This window comes from Nocardia seriolae NBRC 15557, from assembly GCF_007990715.1.
GTDB lineage: Bacteria > Actinomycetota > Actinomycetes > Mycobacteriales > Mycobacteriaceae > Nocardia > Nocardia seriolae.
This window is the reverse complement of the sequence record NZ_BJWY01000016.1, coordinates 55,078-78,521: the sequence shown is the minus strand read 5'-3', so window position 1 is coordinate 78,521 and position 23,444 is coordinate 55,078. Positions and strand designations below refer to the sequence as shown.

The 23,444-nt window shown below is 69.5% G+C and carries 21 protein-coding genes; 7 read left to right on the top strand and 14 right to left on the bottom strand.

Going from position 1 to position 23,444, the window contains the following annotated elements; genetic code table 11:
- Nucleotides 1-77: 77 nt before the first annotated feature.
- Nucleotides 78-1,127, bottom strand: coding sequence for a terpene synthase family protein (locus NS2_RS07925; RefSeq protein ID WP_033086580.1), 1,050 nt, complete (start codon nt 1,125-1,127; stop codon nt 78-80).
- 471 nt (nt 1,128-1,598) lie between these two features.
- Here NS2_RS07925 and NS2_RS07920 point away from each other — a divergent pair, with 471 nt between their 5' ends.
- Nucleotides 1,599-2,351: an AraC family transcriptional regulator ligand-binding domain-containing protein gene (locus NS2_RS07920; RefSeq protein WP_033086582.1), complete on the top strand. Its 753-nt coding sequence runs from the start codon at nt 1,599-1,601 to the stop codon at nt 2,349-2,351.
- Nucleotides 2,352-2,418: 67 nt separating this feature from the next.
- On the opposite strand, the gene NS2_RS07915 is transcribed toward NS2_RS07920, so the two are convergent.
- Nucleotides 2,419-3,462, bottom strand: coding sequence for an AraC family transcriptional regulator ligand-binding domain-containing protein (locus NS2_RS07915; RefSeq protein WP_235263947.1), 1,044 nt, complete (start codon nt 3,460-3,462; stop codon nt 2,419-2,421).
- A gap of 169 nt (nt 3,463-3,631) precedes the next feature.
- Nucleotides 3,632-4,732, bottom strand: coding sequence for a helix-turn-helix transcriptional regulator (locus tag NS2_RS07910; RefSeq protein ID WP_033086583.1), 1,101 nt, complete (start codon nt 4,730-4,732; stop codon nt 3,632-3,634).
- 185 nt (nt 4,733-4,917) lie between these two features.
- On the opposite strand from NS2_RS07910, the gene NS2_RS07905 reads away from it, so the two are divergent.
- Nucleotides 4,918-5,448 (top strand): nuclear transport factor 2 family protein, encoded by a 531-nt coding sequence (locus NS2_RS07905; RefSeq protein WP_045436711.1) that lies wholly within the window; start codon nt 4,918-4,920, stop codon nt 5,446-5,448.
- Nucleotides 5,449-5,528: 80 nt separating this feature from the next.
- Here NS2_RS07905 and NS2_RS07900 read toward each other — a convergent pair whose 3' ends face one another.
- From NS2_RS07900 to NS2_RS07890, 3 genes are all read right to left on the bottom strand, one after another.
- Nucleotides 5,529-5,954, bottom strand: coding sequence for an Ig-like domain repeat protein (locus NS2_RS07900; protein ID WP_033086584.1), 426 nt, complete (start codon nt 5,952-5,954; stop codon nt 5,529-5,531).
- A 107-nt stretch (nt 5,955-6,061) separates the two neighbouring features.
- Complete coding sequence (locus tag NS2_RS07895) at nt 6,062-7,282, bottom strand: acyl-CoA dehydrogenase family protein (protein ID WP_033086585.1); 1,221 nt, start codon at nt 7,280-7,282, stop codon at nt 6,062-6,064.
- A gap of 54 nt (nt 7,283-7,336) precedes the next feature.
- A complete protein-coding gene (locus tag NS2_RS07890; RefSeq protein WP_033086586.1) occupies nt 7,337-7,996 on the bottom strand; it encodes an alpha/beta hydrolase in 660 nt (219 codons plus the stop codon).
- Between the two features lie 93 nt (nt 7,997-8,089).
- On the opposite strand from NS2_RS07890, the gene NS2_RS36710 reads away from it, so the two are divergent.
- Together NS2_RS36710 and NS2_RS07885 are read left to right on the top strand one after the other, a co-directional pair.
- Nucleotides 8,090-8,455: a hypothetical protein gene (locus NS2_RS36710; protein ID WP_197707839.1), complete on the top strand. Its 366-nt coding sequence runs from the start codon at nt 8,090-8,092 to the stop codon at nt 8,453-8,455.
- A gap of 437 nt (nt 8,456-8,892) precedes the next feature.
- Nucleotides 8,893-9,858, top strand: coding sequence for a helix-turn-helix transcriptional regulator (locus NS2_RS07885; RefSeq protein ID WP_186817585.1), 966 nt, complete (start codon nt 8,893-8,895; stop codon nt 9,856-9,858).
- A gap of 149 nt (nt 9,859-10,007) precedes the next feature.
- On the opposite strand, the gene NS2_RS07880 is transcribed toward NS2_RS07885, so the two are convergent.
- The 3 genes from NS2_RS07880 to NS2_RS07870 all read right to left on the bottom strand — a co-directional run bounded on the left by NS2_RS07880 (nt 10,008) and on the right by NS2_RS07870 (nt 15,496).
- Nucleotides 10,008-12,599: a DNA translocase FtsK gene (locus NS2_RS07880; protein ID WP_036548941.1), complete on the bottom strand. Its 2,592-nt coding sequence runs from the start codon at nt 12,597-12,599 to the stop codon at nt 10,008-10,010.
- Nucleotides 12,600-12,831: 232 nt separating this feature from the next.
- A complete protein-coding gene (locus NS2_RS07875) occupies nt 12,832-14,826 on the bottom strand; it encodes an ATP-binding protein (protein ID WP_052486581.1) in 1,995 nt (664 codons plus the stop codon).
- A 52-nt stretch (nt 14,827-14,878) separates the two neighbouring features.
- Nucleotides 14,879-15,496: a TIGR03085 family metal-binding protein gene (locus tag NS2_RS07870; protein WP_033086590.1), complete on the bottom strand. Its 618-nt coding sequence runs from the start codon at nt 15,494-15,496 to the stop codon at nt 14,879-14,881.
- Between the two features lie 129 nt (nt 15,497-15,625).
- Here NS2_RS07870 and NS2_RS07865 point away from each other — a divergent pair, with 129 nt between their 5' ends.
- Both NS2_RS07865 and NS2_RS07860 read left to right on the top strand, forming a co-directional pair.
- Nucleotides 15,626-16,015: a DUF4189 domain-containing protein gene (locus NS2_RS07865; RefSeq protein WP_052086139.1), complete on the top strand. Its 390-nt coding sequence runs from the start codon at nt 15,626-15,628 to the stop codon at nt 16,013-16,015.
- A 22-nt stretch (nt 16,016-16,037) separates the two neighbouring features.
- On the top strand, nt 16,038-16,598 hold the full coding sequence (locus NS2_RS07860; protein WP_033086592.1) for a WKL family lipoprotein: 561 nt from the start codon (nt 16,038-16,040) through the stop codon (nt 16,596-16,598).
- Between the two features lie 133 nt (nt 16,599-16,731).
- On the opposite strand, the gene NS2_RS07855 is transcribed toward NS2_RS07860, so the two are convergent.
- Nucleotides 16,732-18,804: a ribonuclease J gene (locus NS2_RS07855; protein WP_036548937.1), complete on the bottom strand. Its 2,073-nt coding sequence runs from the start codon at nt 18,802-18,804 to the stop codon at nt 16,732-16,734.
- Complete coding sequence (gene dapA / locus NS2_RS07850) at nt 18,801-19,709, bottom strand: 4-hydroxy-tetrahydrodipicolinate synthase (RefSeq protein ID WP_033086594.1); 909 nt, start codon at nt 19,707-19,709, stop codon at nt 18,801-18,803. The genes NS2_RS07855 and dapA overlap by 4 nt, the downstream gene beginning before the upstream one ends.
- 146 nt (nt 19,710-19,855) lie before the next feature.
- Here dapA and NS2_RS07845 point away from each other — a divergent pair, with 146 nt between their 5' ends.
- On the top strand, nt 19,856-20,323 hold the full coding sequence (locus NS2_RS07845; protein ID WP_033086595.1) for a hypothetical protein: 468 nt from the start codon (nt 19,856-19,858) through the stop codon (nt 20,321-20,323).
- A 24-nt stretch (nt 20,324-20,347) separates the two neighbouring features.
- Here the strand turns inward: NS2_RS07845 and NS2_RS07840 are convergent, their stop codons facing one another.
- Genes NS2_RS07840 through NS2_RS07830 form a run of 3 tightly spaced genes read right to left on the bottom strand, consistent with a single transcriptional unit; the run spans nt 20,348 to nt 23,350 of the window.
- Nucleotides 20,348-21,397: a DUF8320 family protein gene (locus NS2_RS07840; protein ID WP_033086639.1), complete on the bottom strand. Its 1,050-nt coding sequence runs from the start codon at nt 21,395-21,397 to the stop codon at nt 20,348-20,350.
- The gene (locus NS2_RS35885) at nt 21,384-22,673 is read right to left on the bottom strand and encodes a sensor histidine kinase (RefSeq protein ID WP_033086596.1); all 1,290 of its coding nucleotides are present in this window, start codon (nt 22,671-22,673) and stop codon (nt 21,384-21,386) included. The genes NS2_RS07840 and NS2_RS35885 overlap by 14 nt, the downstream gene beginning before the upstream one ends.
- Nucleotides 22,670-23,350, bottom strand: a complete 681-nt coding sequence (locus NS2_RS07830; RefSeq protein ID WP_228102879.1) for a response regulator transcription factor — start codon at nt 23,348-23,350, stop codon at nt 22,670-22,672. The genes NS2_RS35885 and NS2_RS07830 overlap by 4 nt, the downstream gene beginning before the upstream one ends.
- Nucleotides 23,351-23,444 lie beyond the last annotated feature (94 nt).

The following is a 23,444-nucleotide window of genomic DNA, read 5'->3' as shown; positions in this document are numbered from 1 at the left end:
AGGGATCTCCCCGAGACGATTCGGAAAAGGGCAGGGCTACGCGGAGGTGGGTGGAACCGATTCGAGGTGGGCGGGATTCAGTCGGAGACCAGGGTGGGGGCGGTGCCGAGGCGGATGCGTTCGGGGCGGCGGTAGCGGTCCGAATGCAGTGACCAGTCGAGATTTCCGCGCATCCAGTACTTCATGCCGTCCGCGAAGAGCCGCACGGCGCGCTGGTCGGATTCCGGCAGCCCCCGCCAGTCCCGGCAGAGATGCTCCAATTCCGCTTCGGCACGGTGGAATTCATCGATGACTGCCGCCACCCGCCGATAGGCCGCGCGGACCGCCTCCGGCAGGCCACAACGGCGTTCGGCGGCCAGCGCGAGCACACCGTTGGTTACCTCGCCGATGGCGAGTTCCTTGCGCAGCGACACCACGTCGTTGACCCAGACGACGGCATCCGCCGCGCAGTTGAACATCCGCTGGAACGGGTCGCTGCGCCGGATGATGCCCGGAACCTCCAGTCCGGCAGCATATTCCAGCAGATTCAGGCAGGGCGTGATCCCACCCGACTGCCGCCGCAGCTGAGTATAGGAGACGACCCCGGGCGTCACCGCCGCGCGCCGGTTGATCGCCTCGTAGCCGAAGGACTCCATGAAGGCGGCCATGCAGTCGACGAAGCGCAGCCGCCACTGGACGCTCTGCGGTCCGGCCATCCGGGTCCACACCGCCGCCAATTGCCGAAAGAGCGTGCCCGGGTGTGTGACCCGGTGTCGCCCGTCCACCGGCAGCGCGTCGAGTACCTGCGTCAGCATGCGGTCGTGACCGTCGATCACTTCGCCGCCGGGCCCGTCGTACCAGTCATCGATGATGAATGCCCAGGTGAACCAGCCCGCCAGGGGCTCGAGGCGGTCCTCACGCACGAAAGGGAATGCGCGCGCTATGAGTTCGCCGAGCCGGGTTCCGGCCAATCGTTCCCGCTGGCGCGCCGTCTCGAGCAGCTGGTAGGAATCCGCCCATTCCAGAGTGTGCCGCTCCAGCCGCGCACCGAAGGGCGAGACCCGTACGGGCAGAGCAAGAATGGGGTGGCCAGGCGGGGGCACGATCTCCAGTTCGGTCAGGGCAGCGGGGAATTCGGGCACGGACATGCTGTCCTCGATTCGAGTCGATTCCGCACGGCACCGAAACGTATTGCCGCGCAATTGGCTTCACAGACGAGGCGAACGGGATGACGCATCATGTGGCGTTGAATTAACTATAAGGTTGCCAAGATTGTTTGGCCAGCACGATTCCGGTCACGAGACGATGGAATTGGGACAGCCGCACGCGCCCGAATAGCGCCGATTCACCGCACCCGAACTCGTTCGACCTGCCTGAATCGGGCGACACCGGGCAATTCGATGATCGATTTCCGGCCGATCACCGGGCGGAGCGCAATCAGCGACGGGTTGGCGCAATCAGCGGCGGCTTGGCGCAATCGGTGCTGTCCGCGCCGCCCGCGGTTCACGAAGCTGTATGCGGGATCCAGGTGCGCCGTTCGCCCGCCGGCACACTCGGACCTCATCCGAAGAATCGGGGGGAGCGCAAACCAACACACCAGAGGTGACAGTGGAGCCCCGGTGATCAACCACATCACGGCCGAGCGCCAGTTCCGCAGGCGTCCGATCTTCAGCACCGCGCTGCTTGTGGACTTCGCCCTGGGCCGCGGCCTGTCGATCGGATCCGTTCTACGCGACACCGATCTACGGCACGGCCAGCTCATGGACCCGGACACCGAGGTCACCTACACCCAGCAGGTGACCGTGATGCGCAGTATCGTGCGCGGTATTAACGACGAACCCGGTTTCGGGCTGATGGCGGGCCTGACCTGCCACCCGCCCATGCTGGCCGCGCTCGAACTCGCCGTCATGAGCCAGCCCAGCGTCCAGCGCGCCTTCGAGGTCGGCATCCGGTTCGCCGAGCAGTCCTGCTCACTGGCCCACCACACCCTCGAACCGCACGGCGACGAGATCGTGCTGGCGCGTGACGATTCCATGGTGCCCGCCGACGTGCGGCGCTTCTCGCTCGAACACGACATCGGCGTACTCGTCAGCGTGCAGCGCGACGCGCTGCCCATGCGGCAGGCCATCAAACGCGCCGAGGTGACCGTGGCGCCCAATCCGGTCTACGAGGGCATCGCCATGGTGCTGGGCATCCACGATGTCGTGTTCGATGCCGAGCGCACGGCCCTGGTCCTGGATCCCGAGCTGATGAGTACGCCCATGCCGCAGTCGAATCCGAAGTTCGCCCGGCTCTACGAGGTCCAAGGCGACGCGTCACTGCGGAGCAGACGTCCCCGCTCGCGCTTCCGTGGGGGACGCGATCGTGGCTGACCCGCTGATCGCGGCCGGATGGTTGATCGTTGCCGAGCCGGAGGGGATCTCAGCACCGATCCGGGCATCAGGCCCGCATCGCCAGGATGATGGCATCCGAGACCCGCCGCTCGGCGATCGACTCCCAGCGCCGCGCGGCCCGGCGAATCGATTGCGGGCCCGCGTAACCCAGGATCTCGGCCTGCCGGGCCGGGCCCAGATGCGCCCCGCCGGAATCGACGCGGCGCAGGCGTTCCAGCCGGGCGCGATCCAATTCCTGCCGCCAGGTGGTGCCCGCCTCGGCCAGCCTGCGCTGCAGCGTCCGCCGTCCCACCATGAGCCGCCGCGCCACCGCGTCGAGCGAGGCGTCCCCGGCGATCAGCGCCTCCGCGAGCGCCCCGGCCACCTGATCGACCCAGGCACTGGCCAGCGCGGGCGGCGGCGGCACGGTCGCGGCGACCTTCTCCAGAATCCCGTGCAGCACCGGGTCCGCGGTGGTCAGCGGCACGTCCATGTCGGCGGCCCGGAAGGTGATCGAATCCTCCGCCGCCCCGAATTCGATTGCCCGCGTGCCGAGCAGGTCGTACATGTCGGTGTAGGTGCGCGGCGCGCGCTGACGCAGCCGGACCAGCTCCGCGTCGAACGTGCCCGCCGCCACCCGGCGCGGCCGCCCGAGCAGGGAGGCCACCGCCCACAGGTGGGTCAGGTCGCGGGCCCGGTCGTCGCCCTCGATGATCTCGAAACCGAATTTGATGTCGCCGTTGCCCTCCTCGATGAGGGACAGCCGGTGATTGGTGCTGATATCGCTGATGTACGGGCCGACCGTGGCCAGGCCCTCGCCGATGGTCGGTGAGGTCGAGAACAGGTAGTCGCACAGCCCGCCCGCGCCGAGGGTGAAGCGGCCGCCCAGGCGCACCGGCAGAATGGGGTCGTCCACCGCCTTGGCAGCCACCTCCCACAGCCGCGTGAACGCCGAACTCGGCACCTGGATATCGCCGTCGTCCATCGTCCACTCGGGAATGCCCACCTCCCCGAGCAACCAGTCGGCATCGATTCCGTTTCCCGACAGCTGTGAGACGACGAACCTGTGCAGGGACAGGCGATAGGTGGTCTCCACGGTTCCTCCGGCCACGCGCACAGGTTCACCTTCGACACCGGAAACCTAGTCACAGACCGCGCGATTCGGTGGCAACATCCGCCGATTGGTCCGAAAATCCGTGTCAAACACCATAGACACCCGGCCTATCGGACCGAACGCCCCGCGCCGGTCGACCTCTCAATGTTGGATGCCGACCGGTTGGTCATTCCGGTTCACTCGCAGCAACCACCGTTCCCGGCCGCCCCCGATCCACCGGGTCGGTGGCACGGCGGTATTCGGTCGGGGTCAGCCCGGTCCAGCGCTGGAAGGCCCGCGACAGGGTGCGGTGATCGTCGTAGCCCAGCCGCAGCGCGACGGTGCGCACCGGAATGCCGGGATCGGCCAGCAGCTCCAGGGCCAATTCATGGCGGGCCGCTTCGAGTTCGGCGCGCCAGCTGGTGCCGTATTCGGCCAGGCGGCGCTGGAAGGTACGCGGGCTCAGGTTCAGGCGACCGGCCACCTCCCCCATATCGATACCGCGAGAAGTGTTGCCGGACACGACGAATCGGATGACCGTGCGCACCGACTCCGGCCAGGAGGGCGCGGGCAGCGGATGGTCGATCAGATGCCGCGCGTAGTCCTGGAGGATCCCGTACAGCCGCGGGTCATGCGGCGGGCGCTCGCGCAGGTCGGCGGCGGGCAGGAAGGTCATACCGGCCCGCTCCTGCCCGAAGTGGATGTTCCCCGTGCCGAAGGCGTCGGCGAGATAGCCGGTGTCCCGGGGCGCGGCATGGGTGAAGTCGACGCGCACGGGAATCGCGCACGCGCCGAAGCTCTCCCGGATCCGGCGCTGGGTGACCGCCAGCGCGAATTCGGTGAACGCGGCGACCGCCGGTCCGCCGAACGGCGAGTCGGCAATGGCCAGGGCGAGCCGCGACCCGTCGTCGGCGACGTGCATGGAGACGGCCGGATCGCAGATCGTCGCGGTGTGGGCGGCGGCGGTGCGCAGGCTCTCCGACATCGTCGGCGCGGCCTGGATCAGGTAGTCCCACACGTGCAGGCTGCCGGGGTCGGCCAGCGCGGCCATCCGCACGCCCGCCTCGGGTCCCACGTGCTGCCGCAGAATCTCCCATAGCCGGACCATGTCCGTGGTCGGGACCCGGGTTCGATTGTCCGGCGCGCTCATTCGGATCAATTTGGCCAGCGGCGCGAGTTCCGAGCACGGCACCCCGGCCTGCTCGGCCGTGTCCAGCGCGAGCCGGGCCACGTGGGACGACACCGTATCGGCCAGGCCGGCGGTGGCCGGGCGCTGCTGTGCTGCCATGGGATCTCCTGGTGTCGCCGAATCTCGCTGGATCGGCTACAACCGCGTTCCGGGCCGATATTGTTCCGGGGCAACGTGTCTCCGGGGTGATAACTGCGCCACTCCCCCGGGGTGGCGGCGCGACTCCCCTTCTTGGCGCGAATCGTCCCCTCGCGCGCCGCCGGGACCCTCCTAGGGTCGGTGCCATGACCGAGTTTCCGGACACCGACGTGAGCCGCACCCATCGCGCCCTGGCCACGCCCGCGAACGATGCCGCCGCCGTGGCCGCCGAGCTGCGCGATCGGGCCGAGATCACCGATGCCCTCTATCGATTCGCGCTCGGGCAGGACCGCAAGGACGCCGCGCTGTTCGCCTCGGCGTTCACCGCCGACGCCGAGCTGGACTTCCGGCCCGCGGCCGCGCGCTGGGGCGGGGAGCCGCCGGTGATGGGCGGTCGCGACGCCATCGTGTCGGCGATCCTGGCCATGTTCACCGGGCGCGTGGAGACCACGCATCAGGTCACCAATCCGCGCATCGCCGTCGACGGCGACACCGCGCGGATGAGCGCGCTGATCGAGGCGCAGCACCTGCTCATCGACGATCACGGGACCTTTGCTCTGTTGAAGAACCCGTACGAGCTGGAGTTGGTGCGCGACGGCGAGCGCTGGCTCATTCACCGTATGCGCATCGAGAACACCTGGTATCTGGGCGAACCGAAGGCGATCTTCGGCGGATGAGAGCCGAACCCCGCCGGGCACAACGGCTTTCGGGGCAGCGCGGTGCCCGGCGGGGTCGGTGACTCAGAGCCCGGGTGGAATCAGTGCGCCGAGAGGCTGCTGAGCAGGCCCGCCAGCGGGTTGGCGGCCGACGAGCCGGAGCCGCCGGGAGTGGTGGTGCAGTCGACGACCGTGACGGTGGTGGACTTGTTGCTGATGACTTCCTGCACGGCCTTGAGGGTGTGCGAGCCCGTGGTGGTCGGGGTCCAGGAGAACGTGGCCACTCCGTTCGACGGCTTGGCGTCGCCGACCTTGGTGTCGTTGTCGCTCAGGCTGACGCTGAACAGGAACGACGTCGCGGTCACATCGACGGCGACGGTGTAAGCCTGGTTGGCGCAGTACTTGTCGCTGCTGGCCACGCTGATGCCGGTGACCAGGGCGCTGGCATTGGGCGCGGTCAGCATCGCGACGGCCGCCGCGGCGCCGAACGCGGTCGCGCCGATACCAGCGCGCCGGGTGTTACTCATGGGTGTGCTCCTCTCATCGCTCACGGCAGCCGTGAGCGATGAGAAACGATAGTGCTTCACTGTCTCGTTCGGAGCGAATTCACAGGAATCCCCAGGAGTCCGGCCGGTTACGCGCCGAGCAGCCCTTTGGCGATGTGGGTCACCTGGATCTCGTTGCTGCCCGCGTAGATCATGAGCGACTTGGCATCCCGGGCCAGCTGCTCGACCTTGTACTCGGCCATATAGCCGTTGCCGCCGAAGAGCTGCACCGCCTCCATGGCCACCTCGGTGGCCGCGCGCGAGGAGTACAGCTTCATGGCCGACGCCTCCGCGAGGGAAACCTTCTCCCCCGCCGCGGTGCGCTCGATGGCGTTGAACACCATGTTCTGCACATTGATTCGCGCGATCTCCATCTCGGCCAGCTTGAGCTGGATGAGCTGGAACTGCGCGATCTCCTTGCCCCACAGCTTGCGTGACTTCGCGTAATCCACGCAGAGCCGGTGACATTCGTTGATGATGCCCAGCGCCAGCGAGGCGATGCCGATGCGCTCGGCGGCGAAAGACTCCTTGGCGCTGTCCTTTCCGTCGCCCTTGGTCGGGGTCTCGGTCTCGCCGAGCAGCCGGTCCGGGGTGATGCGGACATTGTCGAAGAACAGCTCACCGGTGGGCGAGGAGTTCATGCCCATCTTCTTGAACGGCTTGCTCTGGGTGAAGCCGGGCATGCCCTGGTCGAGCACGAAGGTCAGCACCTTGCGGTCGCGGCGGTCGGTGCCGTCCTCCTCGTCCAGCTTGGCATAGACGACGGTGACATCGGCGTAGGGCCCATTGGTGATGAAGGTCTTGCGGCCGTTGAGGATGTAGTCCTCGCCGTCCCGGCGCACATACGACTTCATCCCGCCGAAAGCGTCCGAGCCCGAATCTGGTTCGGTGATCGCCCACGCACCGACCTTCTCGAACGTGACCAGCTCCGGCAGCCACCGCTTCTTCTGCGCGAGGGTGCCGCGGCTGCGAATCGTCCCGACGGTGAGCCCGAGGCTCACCCCCATCGAGGCCACCAGCCCGAGACTGATCCCCGCCAGCTCACTGTTGAGGATGACCCCCATCGACCCCGACCCGCTGAACCCCCCGCCCGCCTTCCCGGCACTCCCGCCCTCTTCCTTCGCGAACGCCTTCTCCAGCCCCTCCCGAGCCATCTCATCCAGCCCGAAGGTCGCATACAGCTTCCGAATGATGTCGAACGGCGGCAACGCCCCGCTCTCCAACTCCTCGACGTGCGGCTTGATCTCCTTGTCGATGAACCCGCGCAACACATCACGGAACATCAGGTCTTCATCGGACCACTGGTACATGTAGAGAACTCCCGAGGGCTCGCGAAACGGTCACCCTCGAATATAGAACACGTTCTAACTCTGACCGCCCGCCGGACGCGGCGGTTCGGCGGGCGGGCTGGGGGTGACGATGGGTGCGGCGGGAGCGGAAGCGAGGGTGACTTCGCCGGTTTCGAGGTAATGCACGACCGCCACGTCGACCGGTGGGTTGCCGCGGGCGAACGCGCCGTGATCGGTGCCGTCGATCCAGACCAGGGTGCCGCCCAGGGCCGCGGCCATGACGGGGCCGCCCGCAGCCGGGGTGGCGGCGTCACGAGTGGTCTGCAACACCAGCGGGCGGGTGCTCAGGCCGATGCCGTCGACCCGGACGCGCTCGGACGAGGACGGCCAGGCTCCGCAGAATGCGCCGGAGTCCCGCAACCCGGAGAAGAACACGAAAATACTTGCACCGGAAACGAAGTCGCCGATCGCGGACGAGACCGCGGCCGGATCGGGAACACCCGGGTCCTCGTTGCAGGTGAACGCACCCGCCGCACCGCCGAGCGCGGGGTCGAGGCGAGCCAGCCAGCCGCCGCCCTGCGCATCGACCTGCCGAACCCATTCGGCGGCAACGGCATTGCGGGTATCGCCCAGCCCGTAGACCGAATCGTTCGCGGCGATCCACTCCAACAGCTCGGTGAGCCCGGCCTCCCGCGCTCTCCAGCCCTGCGCGTGATCGACGTGCGGAGCGACCATCGCAGGCCCCGCGGTTGCACCGCGATCTCGTCGAACTCCCGATGCAGGGCGGGCACCACCGTGTTCCGCGCCGCCCAGAATCCCAGCGCACCCGTGCCCGGACCGCCCTGTCCGGCGAACAGCACCCCGCGCCTGCCCGCCGGATCGCTCGCGGCGATCCGGGAGATCGTGATATCGATCCGCCGCCCATCGGGTATCGCGTACTCCATCGGCACCGACAGGCTCGCGCATTCGGCCCCGGCCGCGTTCGCCTCCTGCGGGCACGACCCCCACCGCAATCCACCGCCCGGCTCGGCGGCCGCCATCGGTGCGAGCACGCTGGCCGCGACCCCGCAGGCGGCCATCGCGGCCAGTCTCGCCCAGCGTCTCGAACGCACCCCGCCCATCGCTGCCCCTCCCCGAGGCCGACCCGAATTCGCCCACCCCATCCGAAGCCAATCGCCCTGTCCGAAAAGATGATTGCTCATCATCGGCGGGTGAGCCCCGGTAGGGTGCAGCAGTCCGCTCCGGCCGCACCGGCGCCGGGGCGCCAGCAGGATCAGCGCCGGTGCGACGCGGCGGTGCGTTAGGGCACGAATCAACGCAACGCCGTTCGGTTCCGTCTCCTCCCGAGACGGAAGAGGGTGTGGCCCCGCGGGCGAGGGGTGATTTCTCCGCGGGGCCCGGGCACTGCGGGAGCCGGGGGGTGCATCATCGCAGTGTCCCGTTCTCGCAGAGCGTGATTCCAGTATCGGTCGCACCGCCGTCCATCATCCGCGCCACGAGCGAGTTGCCTCGCTTTCCGGATATCGCGTTCCGAATCTGGCTATCCTCGGCGATGAGGAGCCCGATGTTATGAAGTGGGGCAATGCAGGTCGGGTGGAAGGCAGCGAGAGACACGATCGCGTGGGGGTGCCGTGACTGTTCCCGTCGAACGGGCCGAAATCCGGACGAGCGAACCGGATCGCGGCGTCGAGGTGGTCAAAAGCCTCGTGATCGACCATCGCGCTCGGATCACCGTGTCGTCGCCACAGCGGTTGCGCGTCGAAGTGCGATCCGCCACCGCCGAGGGGCTCGGCGCCGATCTGCTGCGCTTCTCCGGGATCGCCTATCACGCGGACGGCGCGCCGTCCGACTGCCTGCTCGCCGCGGTGCTGCTCGCGGGTCGTGGCCGGCTGAGTACCGCGAAACAGCAGCTGTCGCTGAGTGCGGGCGGAATGTTCCTGGCGCCGATGGATTCGGACTGGATGACCGACCTACAGGACATGATCTACAGCCTGGTCCGGCTTCCGCTCTCCGAAATCGCCGAACACGCCGCGGAGGCAACCGATCTCGCCGGGCCGCTGCGCTTCCACGACATGACACCGCTCGCGGGCGCGCGGCAACTGTGGGCCGATACCTCCACCTTCCTGTACCGCCGCCTGATCGATTCCGGAAGCCAGGGCATCAACCCTCTGATGCTCAACGAGCTGAAGCGATTGACGGCCATCGCACTGCTCACCGCATTCCCCAACTCCACCATGACCGGCGACTACACCCCCGGCCCCGGCGATACCGTGCCCGCAGTCCTGCGCCGCGCAACACAATTCATCGAAGAGCACGCCGCCGAACCCCTCACCCTGGCGCAGATCGCCGCGGCCGCCCGCGTGACTCCCCGGGCGCTGCAAGCCGGTTTCCGCCGGCACTTCGACACCACACCCGTGACCTACCTGCGCCGCATCCGTCTCGCCAACGCCCACCGCGACCTGCAAGCCGCCGACCCCACCACCGGCGCGACCGTGGAAGCCATCGCCACCCGCTGGGGTTTCACCCACCCGGCCCGCTTCGCGGCCTGGTACCGCCAGTCCTACGGCCTACCGCCCAGCCGGACATTGCGCGGCTGAGGCCAGCCCCGACCATCACCGCCTCCGGGTTGTGGCTCATCGCCGTCGGAATCCTGGAGGCGCTCACGGCATTCCAGCCGCGAGGCACCACCCGGTAGCACCTCCTCCCCCTCGGCGGCGAGGAGTGCTCGGATCTTTCGGGATCGAGGTCAGAAGTCTTCGGACTCCGGATCATCCGAGGCGGGCGGTTCGCCGCCGCCTCGGATGGTCCAGAGCAGGCCGTCGAGTTCGTCGGGCTTGACGAGGACGTCGCGGGCCTTGGAGCCTTCCGAGGGGCCGACCACTCCCCTGGTTTCCATGAGGTCCATGAGGCGGCCCGCCTTGGCGAAGCCGACGCGGAGTTTGCGCTGGAGCATGGAGGTGGAACCGAATTGGGAGGTGACGACCAGTTCGATGGCCTGGAGGAGCAGGTCGAGGTCGTCGCCGATGTCGGGGTCGACGTCTTTCTTCTCGCCCGCCTTGGCGGCGGTGACGCCCTCCTGGTAGTCGGGTTCGGCCTGGGTCTTGGCGAAGTCGACGACTCCGGCGATCTCCTCGTCGGAGATGAATGCACCCTGGAGACGGGTCGGTTTGCTTGCGCCCATGGGGAGGAACAGGCCGTCACCCATACCGATGAGCTTTTCCGCGCCGGGCTGGTCGAGGATGACTCGGGAGTCGGTCAGCGACGAGGTCGCGAAGGCCAATCGGGACGGGACGTTGGTCTTGATCAGACCGGTCACCACGTCCACCGACGGGCGCTGGGTGGCCAGCACCAGGTGAATGCCTGCCGCACGGGCCTTCTGGGTGATGCGGACGATGGCGTCCTCGACATCGCGCGGGGCGGTCATCATGAGGTCGGCGAGCTCGTCGACGATGGCCAGGATGTACGGGTAAGGGCGGTAGACCCTTTCGCTGCCCAGGGGCGCGGTGATCTGGCCGGACTTCACCTTCCGGTTGAAGTCGTCGATGTGGCGGACCTTGCTGGCCTGCATGTCCTGATACCGCTGCTCCATCTCCTCCACCAGCCAGGCCAGCGCGGCGGCGGCCTTCTTGGGCTGGGTGATGATGGGCGTGATCAGGTGCGGAATGCCCTCGTAGGGCGTGAGTTCCACCATCTTCGGGTCGATCAGGATCATCCGCACCTCCTCGGGGGTGGCGCGGCACAGCAGCGAGACCAGCATCGAGTTGACGAAGCTGGACTTACCGGAACCGGTCGAACCGGCCACCAGCAGGTGGGGCATCTTGGCCAGATTCGCGGTGACGAATTCGCCCTCGATGTTCTTGCCCAGACCGATCACCAGCGGGTGGTGATCATTGCGGGTGGTCGGGGACTTCAGCACATCGGCCAGGCGCACCAATTCGCGGTCGGCGTTGGGCACCTCGATGCCGACGGCCGACTTGCCCGGAATAGGGGCCAGCAGGCGCACATTCTCGGTGGCCACCGCGTAGGCGAGATTGCGGGCCAGCGCGGTGATCTTCTCGACCTTCACGCCCGGGCCCAGCTCCACCTCGTAGCGGGTGACCGTCGGGCCGCGCACGAAACCGGTGACCGCGGCATCGATCTTGAACTGCACCAGGACCTCGGTGATCGCCTCGATCATGGATTCGTTTGCCGCGCTGCGCTTCTTGGGCGGCTCGCCATCGGTGAGCAGGTTCAGCGACGGCAGGGTGTAGTCGCCGTCCACCTCGCGGTCGGTGACGAACTCCAGTTGCTGCGGTTCCGGCGGCGGCGGAGTCTGGTCGACGACCTTGGGGGCGGGCTTGCGCGGCTTGGCCTTCGGCTTCTCCTCCGGGGCCGCGATGTCCTTGGCGGCCTGCAACGGCGGCTCGCCGAGGATCTCGGTGACGGCGTCCGATCCGCCGAACTCGTCGGCCGGATAGTTCTCCGACGGCGTCTTGCCGCGGCGCTTGCGCACCTCCGGGCGGTGCAGCGGAAAACCGTCCGCGTCATAGTCGTCCGGATCGTAGAGGCCGTGCTCCTCGGAGTAGCCCTCGTATTCGTCGCCGCCCGCGTCCGTGCCGAAGATCTCCCGCATGCGCGCGGGCACATCCCGCACCTGGGTGCCGGTCAGCAGCAGCACGCCGAAACCTATGGCCAGCATGAGCAATGGCACCGCCAGGAACGCGCTCAGCCCGTCCCGCAGCGGCCCGCCCACCACGTAGCCGACGAATCCGGCGCCGTGCTCGCGCCCGTGCTCGTCGCTCGGCGACCCCGCCGCCATGTGCCACAGCCCGAGTATCGGCAGCCCGGCCAGCAGCCCGCCCAACACCAGCCGCGGCCGGATCTCCGGATGCGGCTCGGTCCGCATGAGGACCACCGCGATACCCACCGCCACGAACGGCAGTGCCGCCGAAGCGGATCCGGCCACCCAGCGCACCGCGGTGTCCACCCAGTGCCCGACCGGCCCGCCCGCCGACATCCACACCGCCGCCGCGATGATCAGCCCGAAGGCCACCAGCCCCAGCGCGATCCCGTCCCGCCGATGCCCGTGTTCGATATCCCCCGCCCGGCTCACCGCCCGGGTCGTGGCCCCCAGTCCGCGCGCCGTCATATTCCACGCACTGGACACCCCGCGCCGGACCACCGCCAGCGGCGCGGTGTTCGACTGCCGCCGCACCGGCCGCCGCGCCGGAGCCTTGCGCGCCGCCGGGCGCCCCTTGGCGGGCGTGCGCGGACTCCGAGTCCGGGGCTGCGCAGGACCCTGCCCCCGCGCAGTCCCCGCTCTCGTACGTGACGTTCCGGTGCGGGCCTTACCTGCCATGCGTCCCAGGCTAGCCGCTCTGGCCCCACCCGGACCATCCGCAACACCCGGCCCACCCGAATCAGACATGTGGCGCTCGCTACCCGAAACCGGCCTTTCACCGGCCCGCGAGCGGGTGTTCAGGCGCTGGCTCGGCGGGCTGCAAAGGACTCGGCGGGCCCTCGATAAGGACCGGGCGGACTCGTAGAGGACTCAGCGGAGTCCGAACGGACGCAGCAGGCTCCGAGGGGACTCAGCGGGCCGCGGGCAGCTGGGGCTCGGCGGTCCAAGCGGTGAGAGCGGCATCGAAGTCGGGGATCTGGGTGGCGGCGGTGCGGTAGCACTCGGCGGCATCGACATTGCGGCCCAGCCGGCGCAGCGCGGTGTAGCGGACCAGCAGATTGTGGGTGTAGATCGCCCCCATGCCGACCGCGATCCGCGTCGCCTCCGCGCGTTCGACGTGCTCGGCCGCCTGGGCGAAACGACCGTCGGCCAGGTGGGCGCGGGCGGCCCGGGCATGCACGATGGATTCGATACGGGTGCTGCCGAATCGGCGCGACAGCGCCAGCGCCGCGTCGAAAAGCCGGGTGCCGCGGTCGGACTCGCCCTCGGCGCTGAGCACCCAGGCCGCCTCGATCAGCCCCCACACGATATGGCGGCGCACGCCGGACCGGTCGTCGGCCACCACCGCGCGGGCCGCGGCGGCCAGCGAGTCGCGATTGCGACCGGCCGCCGAATAGGCCCGGGCCAGCAGCGAGTACGCGAGGCGGACGCATTCGGGACTGCCCACGCGCCGGGCCATCGTCAGCGTGGTGGCGAAATGCGTGACCGCGCGGGCCGGGTCGCCGTCGTGCAGGGCCAGCAGTCCGGCGTAGGCGTGAATCGCGCCCGACACCCACGCGTCGGAGTCCGGATCGTCCTCGGCCAGCAGGCGATTCACGTGCGCGGCGGCGCGATGCGGCTCGTCCCGCTCGCCGAGCAGCGCGAAGACCATCGACACCCGGGCGCGCCGGGCGGCGACGGCATTCCCGTCGGCCTCGTTCGCCCGGGCCAGCTCCTCGAGCGTGCGGGCCGGGTCGATGCTGGCATCGCAGGCCAGCCCGGTCTGCGCGACGGTCAGCGCGAGATCCGCGGCCAGCACCCGATGCCGGGGCGTGCCCGCGATGGCCAGCCGGTACAGCGCGTTCAGGTTGCGGCGCTCGAGGGTGAGGAATTCCCGCGTGGAATCCAGATCGGTGAGGCGGGTGCCCGGGTGGCCGGTCGGCGCGAGCCGCAGCCGCAGGCCCGGATGCCGCACGCGCAGCACCGTTTTCATGGTGGCCAGGTAGAAGTCCAGCAGGCGGGCGGTGACATCGGTCCCGGCGTCGGCGCGGACGGCGATCTGGTGCGCGAACAGGCGCATGAGGTCGTGATAGTGGTAGCGGCCGCGGCCGACGGACTCCAACATGCCGCGATCCACCAGCTCCTCGCACAGGTCCTCGGCGACCGGCTCGATGGTGTCGAGCACCGCGGCCGTGGCGGCCAGCGACAGATCGGGGAGGTCGGCCACCGCGAGCAGCCGGAAGGCGCGGGCCGCCTCGACGGGCAGCTGGTCGTAGCCCGCGCGGAAGGCGGCCGTCAGTGCCAGGTCCCCGGCCCGGAAGCGGTCGAGATCGTGGCGTTCGGCGGCCAGGCGCTCGGCCTCCGACACCACCGTCCACTGCGGGCGCGCCGCCACCCGGGCGGCCCCGATCCGCACCGCCATGGGGAGCAGACCGCACAGTTCGACAATGCGGCGGACCGCGTCGGGCTCGGCCGCCACCCGGGGCGCGCCGACGATGCGGGCGAAGAGCTCGACGGCCTCTTCTGGTTCGAGGACCCGCAGCGCGGCGGACCGCACACCCGGAACAGCGGTGAGCGGACGGCGGGCGGTCACCAGTACCGCGCACTCGGACTCGCCGGGCAGCAGCGGCGCGACCTGCGCCGCGTCACTGGCATTGTCGAGCACCACCAGCATGCGACGGCCGCTGATCGCCGAGCGGAACAGCGCCGCCCGCTCGGCCATGCCGCCCGGAATCTCCTTCTGCACCACCCCGAGTGCGCGCAGGAACGCGCCCAGCACGTGTTCGGGATCGGCAGGCGTGGCGCCCGCGCCGCACAGCTCGGCGTACAGCTGCCCGTCCGGGTACCGGTTCCGGATCCGGTGCGCCACATGCAGGGCCAGGGCCGTCTTGCCGACCCCGCCCATGACCAGTCCGTGCGCTGCCACTCCGCCCTGGTCACGGCGATGGGCATCACATTCCCGACCGCTCGGGCGCTTATTACACGCTGCGGTCCAAGGCGTGGACCAGCGCCACATCCTCGGGCGCGCCCGTGGCCTCGAGCCGGACCTGATTGCGGCCGAAGGCGTGCAGCAGCAACTCCGAGGGCGGACCGGCCAGCACCACGGTGCGGTCACCGGCCTGGCTGGCGATGGTGCGGCGGCCGTCGGGCGTGGAGAGCGCGACAGTAACCGGTGATTTGCGATATGCCATGCGCGCCAGGCCCGTCAGCACCTTCCAGAGCTGGTTCTCGTCGGCGGCGGACAGTGTGCGCGGCTCCCAGCCGGGCGCGCCGCGGCGGACGTCCTCGTGGTGGACGAACATCTCGGTGGTGTTCATCAGCGCGTCGACCGGGCGCAGGTAGAACGGCGGGCCGCTGCGCACCTCGTCCAGGAGTTCGGCGAAGGGGCGCTGGGCGACCTTGCGCTGCACGCCCTCCAGGTACGGCGCGAAGGGCTTCAGCAGGATGCCCGGGGCGGCGTCGGGGCGGCGCTCGCGAACCACCAAGTGCGCGGCCAGATCTCGGGCCGTCCATTCCCCGCACAGGGTGGGGGCGTCCGGACCGGCCTCCGCCATCGCCGCGACCAGCGCCTGGCGCTCCCGTTGAGCCAAAGTCATAAGGCAAACCTTAGTGCGACATATCGGGATATGCACGACAGCGGGTTGGCGTCGAGGTTTCGGTATCGGTAGCTTGATCGTTCGGTCCATCGGGTCGTGGACTCGAAAGCACAAGAAGGGCAACACACCTTGAAGAAGATCGTCAGCGGCGCGGCCGTGATGGTCGCGGCCGCCGGTTCCCTGCTGGCCGGAACCGCGGCTCCGGCCAACGCCTACCAGGACTACAACTACGGCGCCATCGCGCTGTCGCTGTCCACCGGTCGGATCGGCTACTCCTACGACTACTCCGACGCCGCCTCGGCACGCAATGCGGCCATCAGCTCCTGCACCTACAACGACTGCAAGATCGTGGCGCGCTTCGCCAACGGCTGTGGCGCGGTGGCCTATTCGGCACGCCAGGGCTACTACACCTTCGGTGCGGCCTCCTCGCGGGTCACCGCCAAGAACCAGGCGCTGGCCGACAATGCCGCCGACGCCACCATCATTCACTGGAACTGCACCACCGGCTACCAGCTGTAAACAAATAACGGGGAGAATTTCGTTGAAGCACACCATCTTTCGCGCGACCGCCGCGCTGATGCTGGCCACCTCGGCCCTGGGTCTGGTGGCCTGCAGCAAGTCCGACGACACCGCCAAGACCGCCACCACCACCAGCGCGGCCGCCCCCGCGGGCAAGTTCGACGGCGGCGTCGAGGGCGACGGCAAGCAGACCGGCGCGGCCCCGGCCCCCACCACCGTGGCGGACCTGGCCAAGCCGTCGGTCGCCGACCTGAACGACAAGGTCGCCAAGGCCTTCGACCCGTCCATCGACGCCAAGACCAAGACCGATTGGATCGAGGACGCCGCGCTGGACCCGCAACTGGCCCAGAAGCTGGTCGACGCCGCCAAGGCCAACAACGTCAAGATCAAGATCACCAGCGTGGGCGACCCGTCCGGCGGCAAGCTCAAGGCCGACGCCGACGTCACCATCGACGGCAAGCCGGTCCAGAACGCCACCGTCTCCTTCGTGGCCGACGGCACCGACTGGAAGATCGACCACAACTACGCGTGCTCGATCGTCAAGGCCGCCAAACTCGACTCCGCCGCCTGCCAGGACAAGTAGAAACTCTTGTAGTTCCCGCCCCAGGCGGGGTGCCGCCCCAAGCGCGGGACGCCCCAGGCGAGGATCAACAACAATCGCCCCGGCAGCATAGGCTGCCGGGGCGATTGTTTTGTGCTGCTGAGCCTTTGACGGGCTAGACGCCGATGACCGTGGGGACGATCATCGGGCGGCGGCGGTAGACCTCCGCGACCCAGCGGCCGACCACGCGGCGCACCGACTGGGCGATGCGGTGGGTGTCGGTGACGCCCTCCACGGCCAGGCGGTGCAGTTCGCTCTCGACGAGTTCCTGTGCGCCGGTGAGGGCTTCGGGGTCGTCGGAGAAGCCGCGGCCGGTGACCTCGGGGGTGCTGACGGCCTTGCCGGTGGCGGAGTCGATGGCGACATTGATGGAGATGAAGCCGCCCTCGCCCAGGACCAGGCGGTCCGAGAGGGTGGATTCGCCGACGTCGCCGACCGAGAGGCCGTCCACGTACACCTGACCCACCGGGACGCGGCCGGTGATGGTGGCGATGCCGTCCACCAGGTCGACCACGACGCCGTTCTCGGCCAGGATGACCCGCTCCTCCGGCACGCCGGTGGCCGCCGCGAGCGCGCCATTGGCGCGCAGGTGCCGCCATTCGCCGTGCACGGGCATGGCGTTGGTGGGCCGGACCGCGTTGTAGAGGTAGAGCAGCTCGCCCGCCGAAGCGTGGCCCGAGACATGGACTTTCGCGTTCTGCTGGGTGACGACCGTCGCGCCGAGGCGGGCCAGGCCGTTGACGACCGCGAAGACCGCGTTCTCATTGCCGGGGATGAGCGAGGAGGCCAGCACGACCAGATCGTCCGGGCGGATATTGATCTGCCGGTGATCGCCGCGCGCCATGCGCGAGAGCGCCGAGAGCGGCTCACCCTGCGAACCGGTGGAGATCAGCACCAGCTTGTGCACCGGCAGGTTCGCGGCCTGATCCAGATCCACCACCAGATTGTCCGGGATGTCCAGGTAGCCGAGGTCCTGGGCGATCTGCATATTGCGGACCATCGACCGGCCCACGAAGCACACCCGGCGGTCGTAGCGCTGCGCCACGTCCACCACCTGCTGGATGCGGTGCACGTGAGAAGCGAAGGAGGCCACGATGACCCGGCCCTTGGCCTTGCCGATCACATTGTCGAGCACCGGCCCGATCTCGCGCTCGGGCGTGACGAAGCCCGGCACCTCGGCATTGGTGGAGTCCACCAGGAACAGGTCCACACCCTCGTCGCCCAGGCGGGAGAACCCGGCCAGGTCGGTGAGGCGGCCGTCGAGCGGCAGCTGATCCAGCTTGATGTCGCCGGTGTGCAGCGCGATGCCCGCGGGCGTGCGGATCGCGACCGCGATGGCGTCCGGAATCGAGTGGTTGACCGCGAAGTACTCGCAGCCGAACGGGCCGTGCATGGTGTGCTGGCCCTCGGTGACCTCGATCAGGTTGGGCTGCAGGCGATGTTCGCGGCACTTGGCCGCCACCAGGGCGAGGGTGAACTTCGCGCCGATGACCGGGATGTCGCGGCGCAGGCGCAGCAGGAACGGCACCGCGCCGATATGATCCTCGTGGCCGTGGGTGAGGATGACCGCGGCGATGTCGTCCATGCGGTCCTCGATGGGACCGAAGTCGGGCAGGATCAGGTCGACGCCGGGCTGCTGGTCCTCGGGGAACAGCACGCCGCAGTCGACGATGAGCAGCTTGCCGTCGTACTCGAAAACGGTCATGTTGCGGCCGATTTCGCCGATGCCGCCGAGCGCGAACACCCGCAGGCCGCCCTTGGGGGCCTTGGGCGGGGTTCCCATGGCGTGCGGATCGCGCGGGGCCGGGGCCGCGTCGCGATCGCGGCCGCCCTGGCGGGGACGGCCGCCGCCGCGACGGTTGCGGTCACCGCCGCGCGAGCGGGAATCGTCACCGCGCGAGCGGGAATCGTCCTGGCGGGAGCGCGGGGCCTCCTCGGCCGGTCTGGACTGCGCCTTGCCCCGGTCGGCGGCGGTGCGGCCGCGGCCGTTGCGTTCCCGAACCGGTTCGGCCGCAACGGATTCGGAACGGGCAGCGCTCACCGATTCCGGCTGGGCGGCGGACTGGGCAGCCGGAGCAGCGGATTCCGGCTGGGCAGCGGGCTGCACCGGGGTCTCGGGGGCCGGGGCGGGGGCACCGGCGGCGCGGCTGGCGGTGCGGCGCGGCCGACGCGCGACTGGGCCGCTCATGCAAGCACTCCGGCCGCGCGCAGGTCCACCGCGAGCTCGTCGAGTTGATCTCGGGACGGCATGATTTGAGGCAAACGTGGTTCTCCGGTCTCGATGCCCAGCAGTCGCAGCGCACCCTTGGTCATGGCGACACCGCCGAGGCGGGCCATGGCCCGGTTCAGCGGGGCCATGCTGACATTGATCTCGCGGGCCCGTTGCAGGTCACCGGCATTGAAGGCCTCATGCAGCGCGCGCAGGCGGTCCGGCACGAGATGGCCGATCACACTGATGAATCCGGTCGCGCCGACCGAGAGCCACGGCAGGTTCAGCACATCGTCGCCGGAGTAGAAGGCCAGCCCGGTCTCGGCGATGAGCTCCGCGCCCGCGCCCAGATCGCCCTTGGCGTCCTTCACCGCGACGATGCGCGGGTGCTCGGCGAGGCGGCGAATGGTGTCGGTGGCAATGGGCACCACCGACCGCGGCGGAATGTCGTACAGGGTGACCGGCAGGTCGGTGGCGTCGGCGATCGCGGTGAAGTGGGCGAACAGGCCGTCCTGGTTGGGACGCGAGTAGTACGGGGTGACGACCAGCAGACCATGCGCGCCCGCGCGCTGGGCATTGCGGGAGAGCTCGATGCTGTGCGCGGTGTCGTAGGTTCCGGTGCCCGCGATGACGGTGGCACGGTCACCGACGGCGTCCACGACGGCGCGCAGCAGGTCGAACTTCTCGGACTCGGTGGTGGTCGGTGACTCGCCGGTGGTGCCGGAGATGGCGAGCAGATCGACGCCGCCGTCGATCAGGCGGGCGGCCAGCGCGACACCGGCATCGACGTCGAGCTTGCCTTCGGCGGTAAAGGGGGTCACCATCGCGACACCTACTGTGCCGGACGCGCGCAGCTCGGTTCGCGTCGATTCACCGTTCGTCATAGTCAGAAGGCTACAGCGTTGCCGGAACGGGATTTGCACCGTTATACCCGAACCGTGCCCGGCCCGATGGCGATTCGCGTCAAGCGCCCGATTCTGGTGTCAGAAGTTTCCTTGAATGGCGTCAGATATGACGCCACACTGGTGTCATGGATCTCAATAAGTACACCGCCCAGCTGCGCGAGAACCTGATCGCCGCCGCCGCGCTCGGCGATGAGAAAACGCAGGCCACGGCCGCCGCGCTGGCCGCGGCCACCGAGAACTCCGCCCGCCTGGTGCTGCTGGCCGCGCTGTCCGAGCTGGCCGCCGAGGTGAGCGCCACCCTGCCCGACCGCACGGTCCACGTCTCGGTGGACGGCACCGACGCCCACGTCGATGTGCGCAAGAGCGCAGCCGAGGAGGATCACCCGACCTTCGAGGAGGTCACCGGTGACATCAGCCGGGTGACGCTGCGGCTGGTCGAGCAGCTCAAGAACCGGGCCGAGGAGGCGGCCGCGCAGAGCGGTCAGTCGCTGAACTCGTGGTTGTCCACCACGGTCCAGTCCGCGCTGCGCGATCAGATGCGCGGGGGCGGGCCGGGTCGCTGGGATCCGACCGATCGGGCAACCGACAAATAGCCAGAATGCGGGCGACCGGTCGGTTCAGTCGGCGGAGACGGTCCCCTGACCGTCGGTGTCGATCTCGGTGCGGCGGTCGTAGTCGGGGCCGGTGGCCAGCACCGTGGCCAGCACGTGACGGCCCAGCGGCAGCACGCGCACGGTGACGCAACCCGTGTTGATGGCGTCGAGTTCCTTTGTGGCGGCATCGATCACCCGCTTGCGGACCCACTCCGGGACACCGGCGAAACCGCCGTCGTCGAGCAGCACCACCTCCACGCCGCGGGCCCGCGCGCCGCGCGCCGCGCCGCTGAGTTCATCGGTGACCAGCTGCGGCGCGCGCAGGCCGTCGCGGAGTTCGGCCTCCAGCAGGCGGCACTCCTCGCGTTCGGTCGCGGTGAGTTCCGCACCGTCGGCAAGGCGCTCCAGAATGGGCCGGGCCACCCGGTCCAGGCGGGCGAGCTGGCGGGTGCGTTCGCTGTCGGCGGCGGCCATGGTGGCCTCGGCGGCGGCGCGCATCATGGCGTCCTCGCGCAGGATGCGCAGCGAGCGCTGCATGGGACGCATGACCGCGGTGAAAACCGAGATGGCGGTGACGGTTCCGACCGGGACCAGCGAGCCGACCAGGGTGCCCGGGCGCAGATGCCCGCCGATCAGTCCGAGCCCGACCAGCACCACCGCGACCGCGGTGACACCCACCCACGCGGTGCGAATCCGCCCGCGCAACACCAGGACCGCGAGCACGTAGGACGAGGCGAAGGCCGACCACACCGTGTCGTGCACCAGATCGTGCTCGGGGGTGATGACGGTCAGCGCGGTGGCGACCGGCGGCGCGGCGGCCGCGTACAGGGCCACCGGAATCGGCAGCGGGTCCACCGGGATCGCGGTGACCAGCGCGCCCGCGCTGAGCATGAGCACCATGCTGGCCGCGGCCGCCCACGCCGGGGACTGACCGAAATTGCGCATCATGTACAGCGCGATCACGGCTTCCAGGATGAGCAGGAACAGCCAGGCGGCGCTGCCGCGCAGGCCGAGCAGATCGCGCAGCCCGAAGCGGGGATCCAGGTCGAGCGGGCTGCTGTCAGCGGGAACCATCGCCACCCCACACCAGGGTCACGGTGGTGCCCTCGCCGAGCTGGGATTCCACGAAGGCCGAGCCACCGGCCAGCTGGCGCATGCGGCCCAGGATGCTCATGGACAGGCCGAGCCGGTCGGCGGAGACCGCGGCCAGGTCGAAACCCGCGCCGTCGTCGCTGAATACGATGCGGATGCTGCCCGCGCTGACCGTGGCGGTCACCGTGCGGCGCACCTCGCGGCCGGGAACGGCGGCGTGGCGCAGGCTGTTTCGCACCGCCTCGGTGAGCGCGGCGGCAATGGTGCTGGCCGAGTGCACGGGCATGCGCAGGTCGTCGTAGCCGGGCCAGGTGCGGGTGGCGAAGCGGACGCCGGGATTGATCTCCTGCACCGCGGCACGCAGGAACAGGATGGCCGAGCGGGCGTCGAGCAAGTCGGGATCTCTTTCCGCGCCGCGGCATTCGTCGAGTTGTTCCAGGGTGCGTTCGGCCTGGCGTTGCAGCACATCGGATTGGGTACCGGCGCGGGAGGCCTCCAGCAGGGTGGAGAGCACGGCGTCGTGGATGAGGGCGGCGAAGCGGGAGCGTTCGCGGTCGCGGGCCTGCGCGGCGGCCTGGGCGGCGGCGCGGCGGCTGGCGATGGCGGATTCGCGGTCGACGCGGGCGGCGGCCCCGGTGGCGGCGGTGCCGCACCAGACGAACAACGCCGAAAGGCCCACCGCGCGCAGGAAATTCTCGGCCACGTGCTGGGTGGTGAACGCGGGCAGCGTGTACAGCGTCGCGGCGGCGGCCGAGGTGGCGGCGACCAGCAGGTAGGTGACGGTCAGCCGGGTCTGCCAGGCCAGCACGGCCGCGGTCACGGCCAGCGGTGTCATGCGGTAGGGCCAGACCGTGGTGGCATCGACGGTGTGCATGTGCAGCCCGAACGGGATGGTGGCCAGCGCGGCCAGGAAACTGACCGCGGCGCAACCGGATACGAAGCGGATCGCGCGCGGCCCGGACACCGCCGCCACCACGCCGATCACCGGATACCACCCGAAGGCCAGCAGCAGCGCCACCACCGTCCACCACATGGGCGCGTACCGGCCCTGTTCGGCCACCTCCGGCAGTTCGAAGCTGCCGAAGATGACGCCCGCCATGCCGATCGAGATGCCCAGCCGGCGCATGATGCGGTCGTAGGCGGCGGTGGCCGGATCCTCTTTCACCGACAGGCCGCGGCGCAGGCGGTTGCCGAGCGCCGCGAGGGAGGGCAGCGGCCGGGGTGCGGCCGTGGTTTCCAGGGTGCCCGATGCGGTCATGTCCGCGGATTCCGTTCGGGGACAGGCAGCCACCCGTCCTCGACGGCCCGCTTGTACAGGTCGGTCTTGGTGGGGGCCGGGCGGCCGGCGTCGGCGTACTTCTGCCGGATGCGGCCGAGATAGTCGTTCACCGTCTGCTCGGACAGCCCGGTCATGCGCGCGACCCGCGACGCCTTCTCCCCCGAGGCGTAGAGCTGCAACACCTGCTGCTGACGCGGGCTCAACCCGACATCCGACAGCTGCGGATCACCATCGATGGCGGCCGCCCAGTCCGTGGTCACCACCTGCTCGCCGTGCGCGGCGCGCCGTACGGCGGCGACCACGGTCTGCGTGTCCTCGGACTTGCGCACCACGCCGAGCACACCCGCCCGGGCGGCGGCCCGCACCATGAAGGGATTGTCCGCACCGGTGAACACCAGCACCTCGCTCCCCCGCGCCCGCAGCGCCCGCACATTGTCTTCCGGCGAAGACCCGTCCGCGAGCCGCAGATCCAGCACCACCAGATCCAGCCGCGGCCCCGCCGAAAGCAATTCACCCACGGTCCCCGCCGTGGTCACCAATTCCAGATCGGCCTCCGGCGCCAACATCGCCGAAAGCCCGATCGCCACCGACTCATGGTCCTCGACCAGCCCGATCCGGCGTATCCCCGACTGTTGCGCCTCCACGGCGGCCGTCACCTCTTCCCACACTCCACGTTCGCCCGTTCCTCCGGAACGACCCATCGAGTATGACGGCCCACCCACCGGATGCGTCAGCCACCAGAATTCGGGG

Bases quoted from the DNA above. Each gene is read 5' to 3' on its own strand.
- NS2_RS07925 (WP_033086580.1), bottom strand. From the start codon at position 1,127: ATGTCCGTGCCCGAATTCCCCGCTGCCCTGACCGAACTGGAGATCGTG.
- NS2_RS07910 (WP_033086583.1), bottom strand. From the start codon at position 4,732: ATGGCAGCACAGCAGCGCCCGGCCACCGCCGGCCTGGCCGATACGGTG.
- NS2_RS07905 (WP_045436711.1), top strand. From the start codon at position 4,918: ATGACCGAGTTTCCGGACACCGACGTGAGCCGCACCCATCGCGCCCTG.
- NS2_RS07900 (WP_033086584.1), bottom strand. From the start codon at position 5,954: ATGAGTAACACCCGGCGCGCTGGTATCGGCGCGACCGCGTTCGGCGCC.
- NS2_RS07895 (WP_033086585.1), bottom strand. From the start codon at position 7,282: ATGTACCAGTGGTCCGATGAAGACCTGATGTTCCGTGATGTGTTGCGC.
- NS2_RS07890 (WP_033086586.1), bottom strand. From the start codon at position 7,996: ATGGTCGCTCCGCACGTCGATCACGCGCAGGGCTGGAGAGCGCGGGAG.
- NS2_RS07880 (WP_036548941.1), bottom strand. From the start codon at position 12,599: ATGGCAGGTAAGGCCCGCACCGGAACGTCACGTACGAGAGCGGGGACT.
- NS2_RS07870 (WP_033086590.1), bottom strand. From the start codon at position 15,496: ATGACTTTGGCTCAACGGGAGCGCCAGGCGCTGGTCGCGGCGATGGCG.
- NS2_RS07855 (WP_036548937.1), bottom strand. From the start codon at position 18,804: ATGAGCGGCCCAGTCGCGCGTCGGCCGCGCCGCACCGCCAGCCGCGCC.
- dapA (WP_033086594.1), bottom strand. From the start codon at position 19,709: ATGACGAACGGTGAATCGACGCGAACCGAGCTGCGCGCGTCCGGCACA.
- NS2_RS07845 (WP_033086595.1), top strand. From the start codon at position 19,856: ATGGATCTCAATAAGTACACCGCCCAGCTGCGCGAGAACCTGATCGCC.
- NS2_RS07840 (WP_033086639.1), bottom strand. From the start codon at position 21,397: ATGGTTCCCGCTGACAGCAGCCCGCTCGACCTGGATCCCCGCTTCGGG.
- NS2_RS35885 (WP_033086596.1), bottom strand. From the start codon at position 22,673: ATGACCGCATCGGGCACCCTGGAAACCACGGCCGCACCCCGGCCGCTG.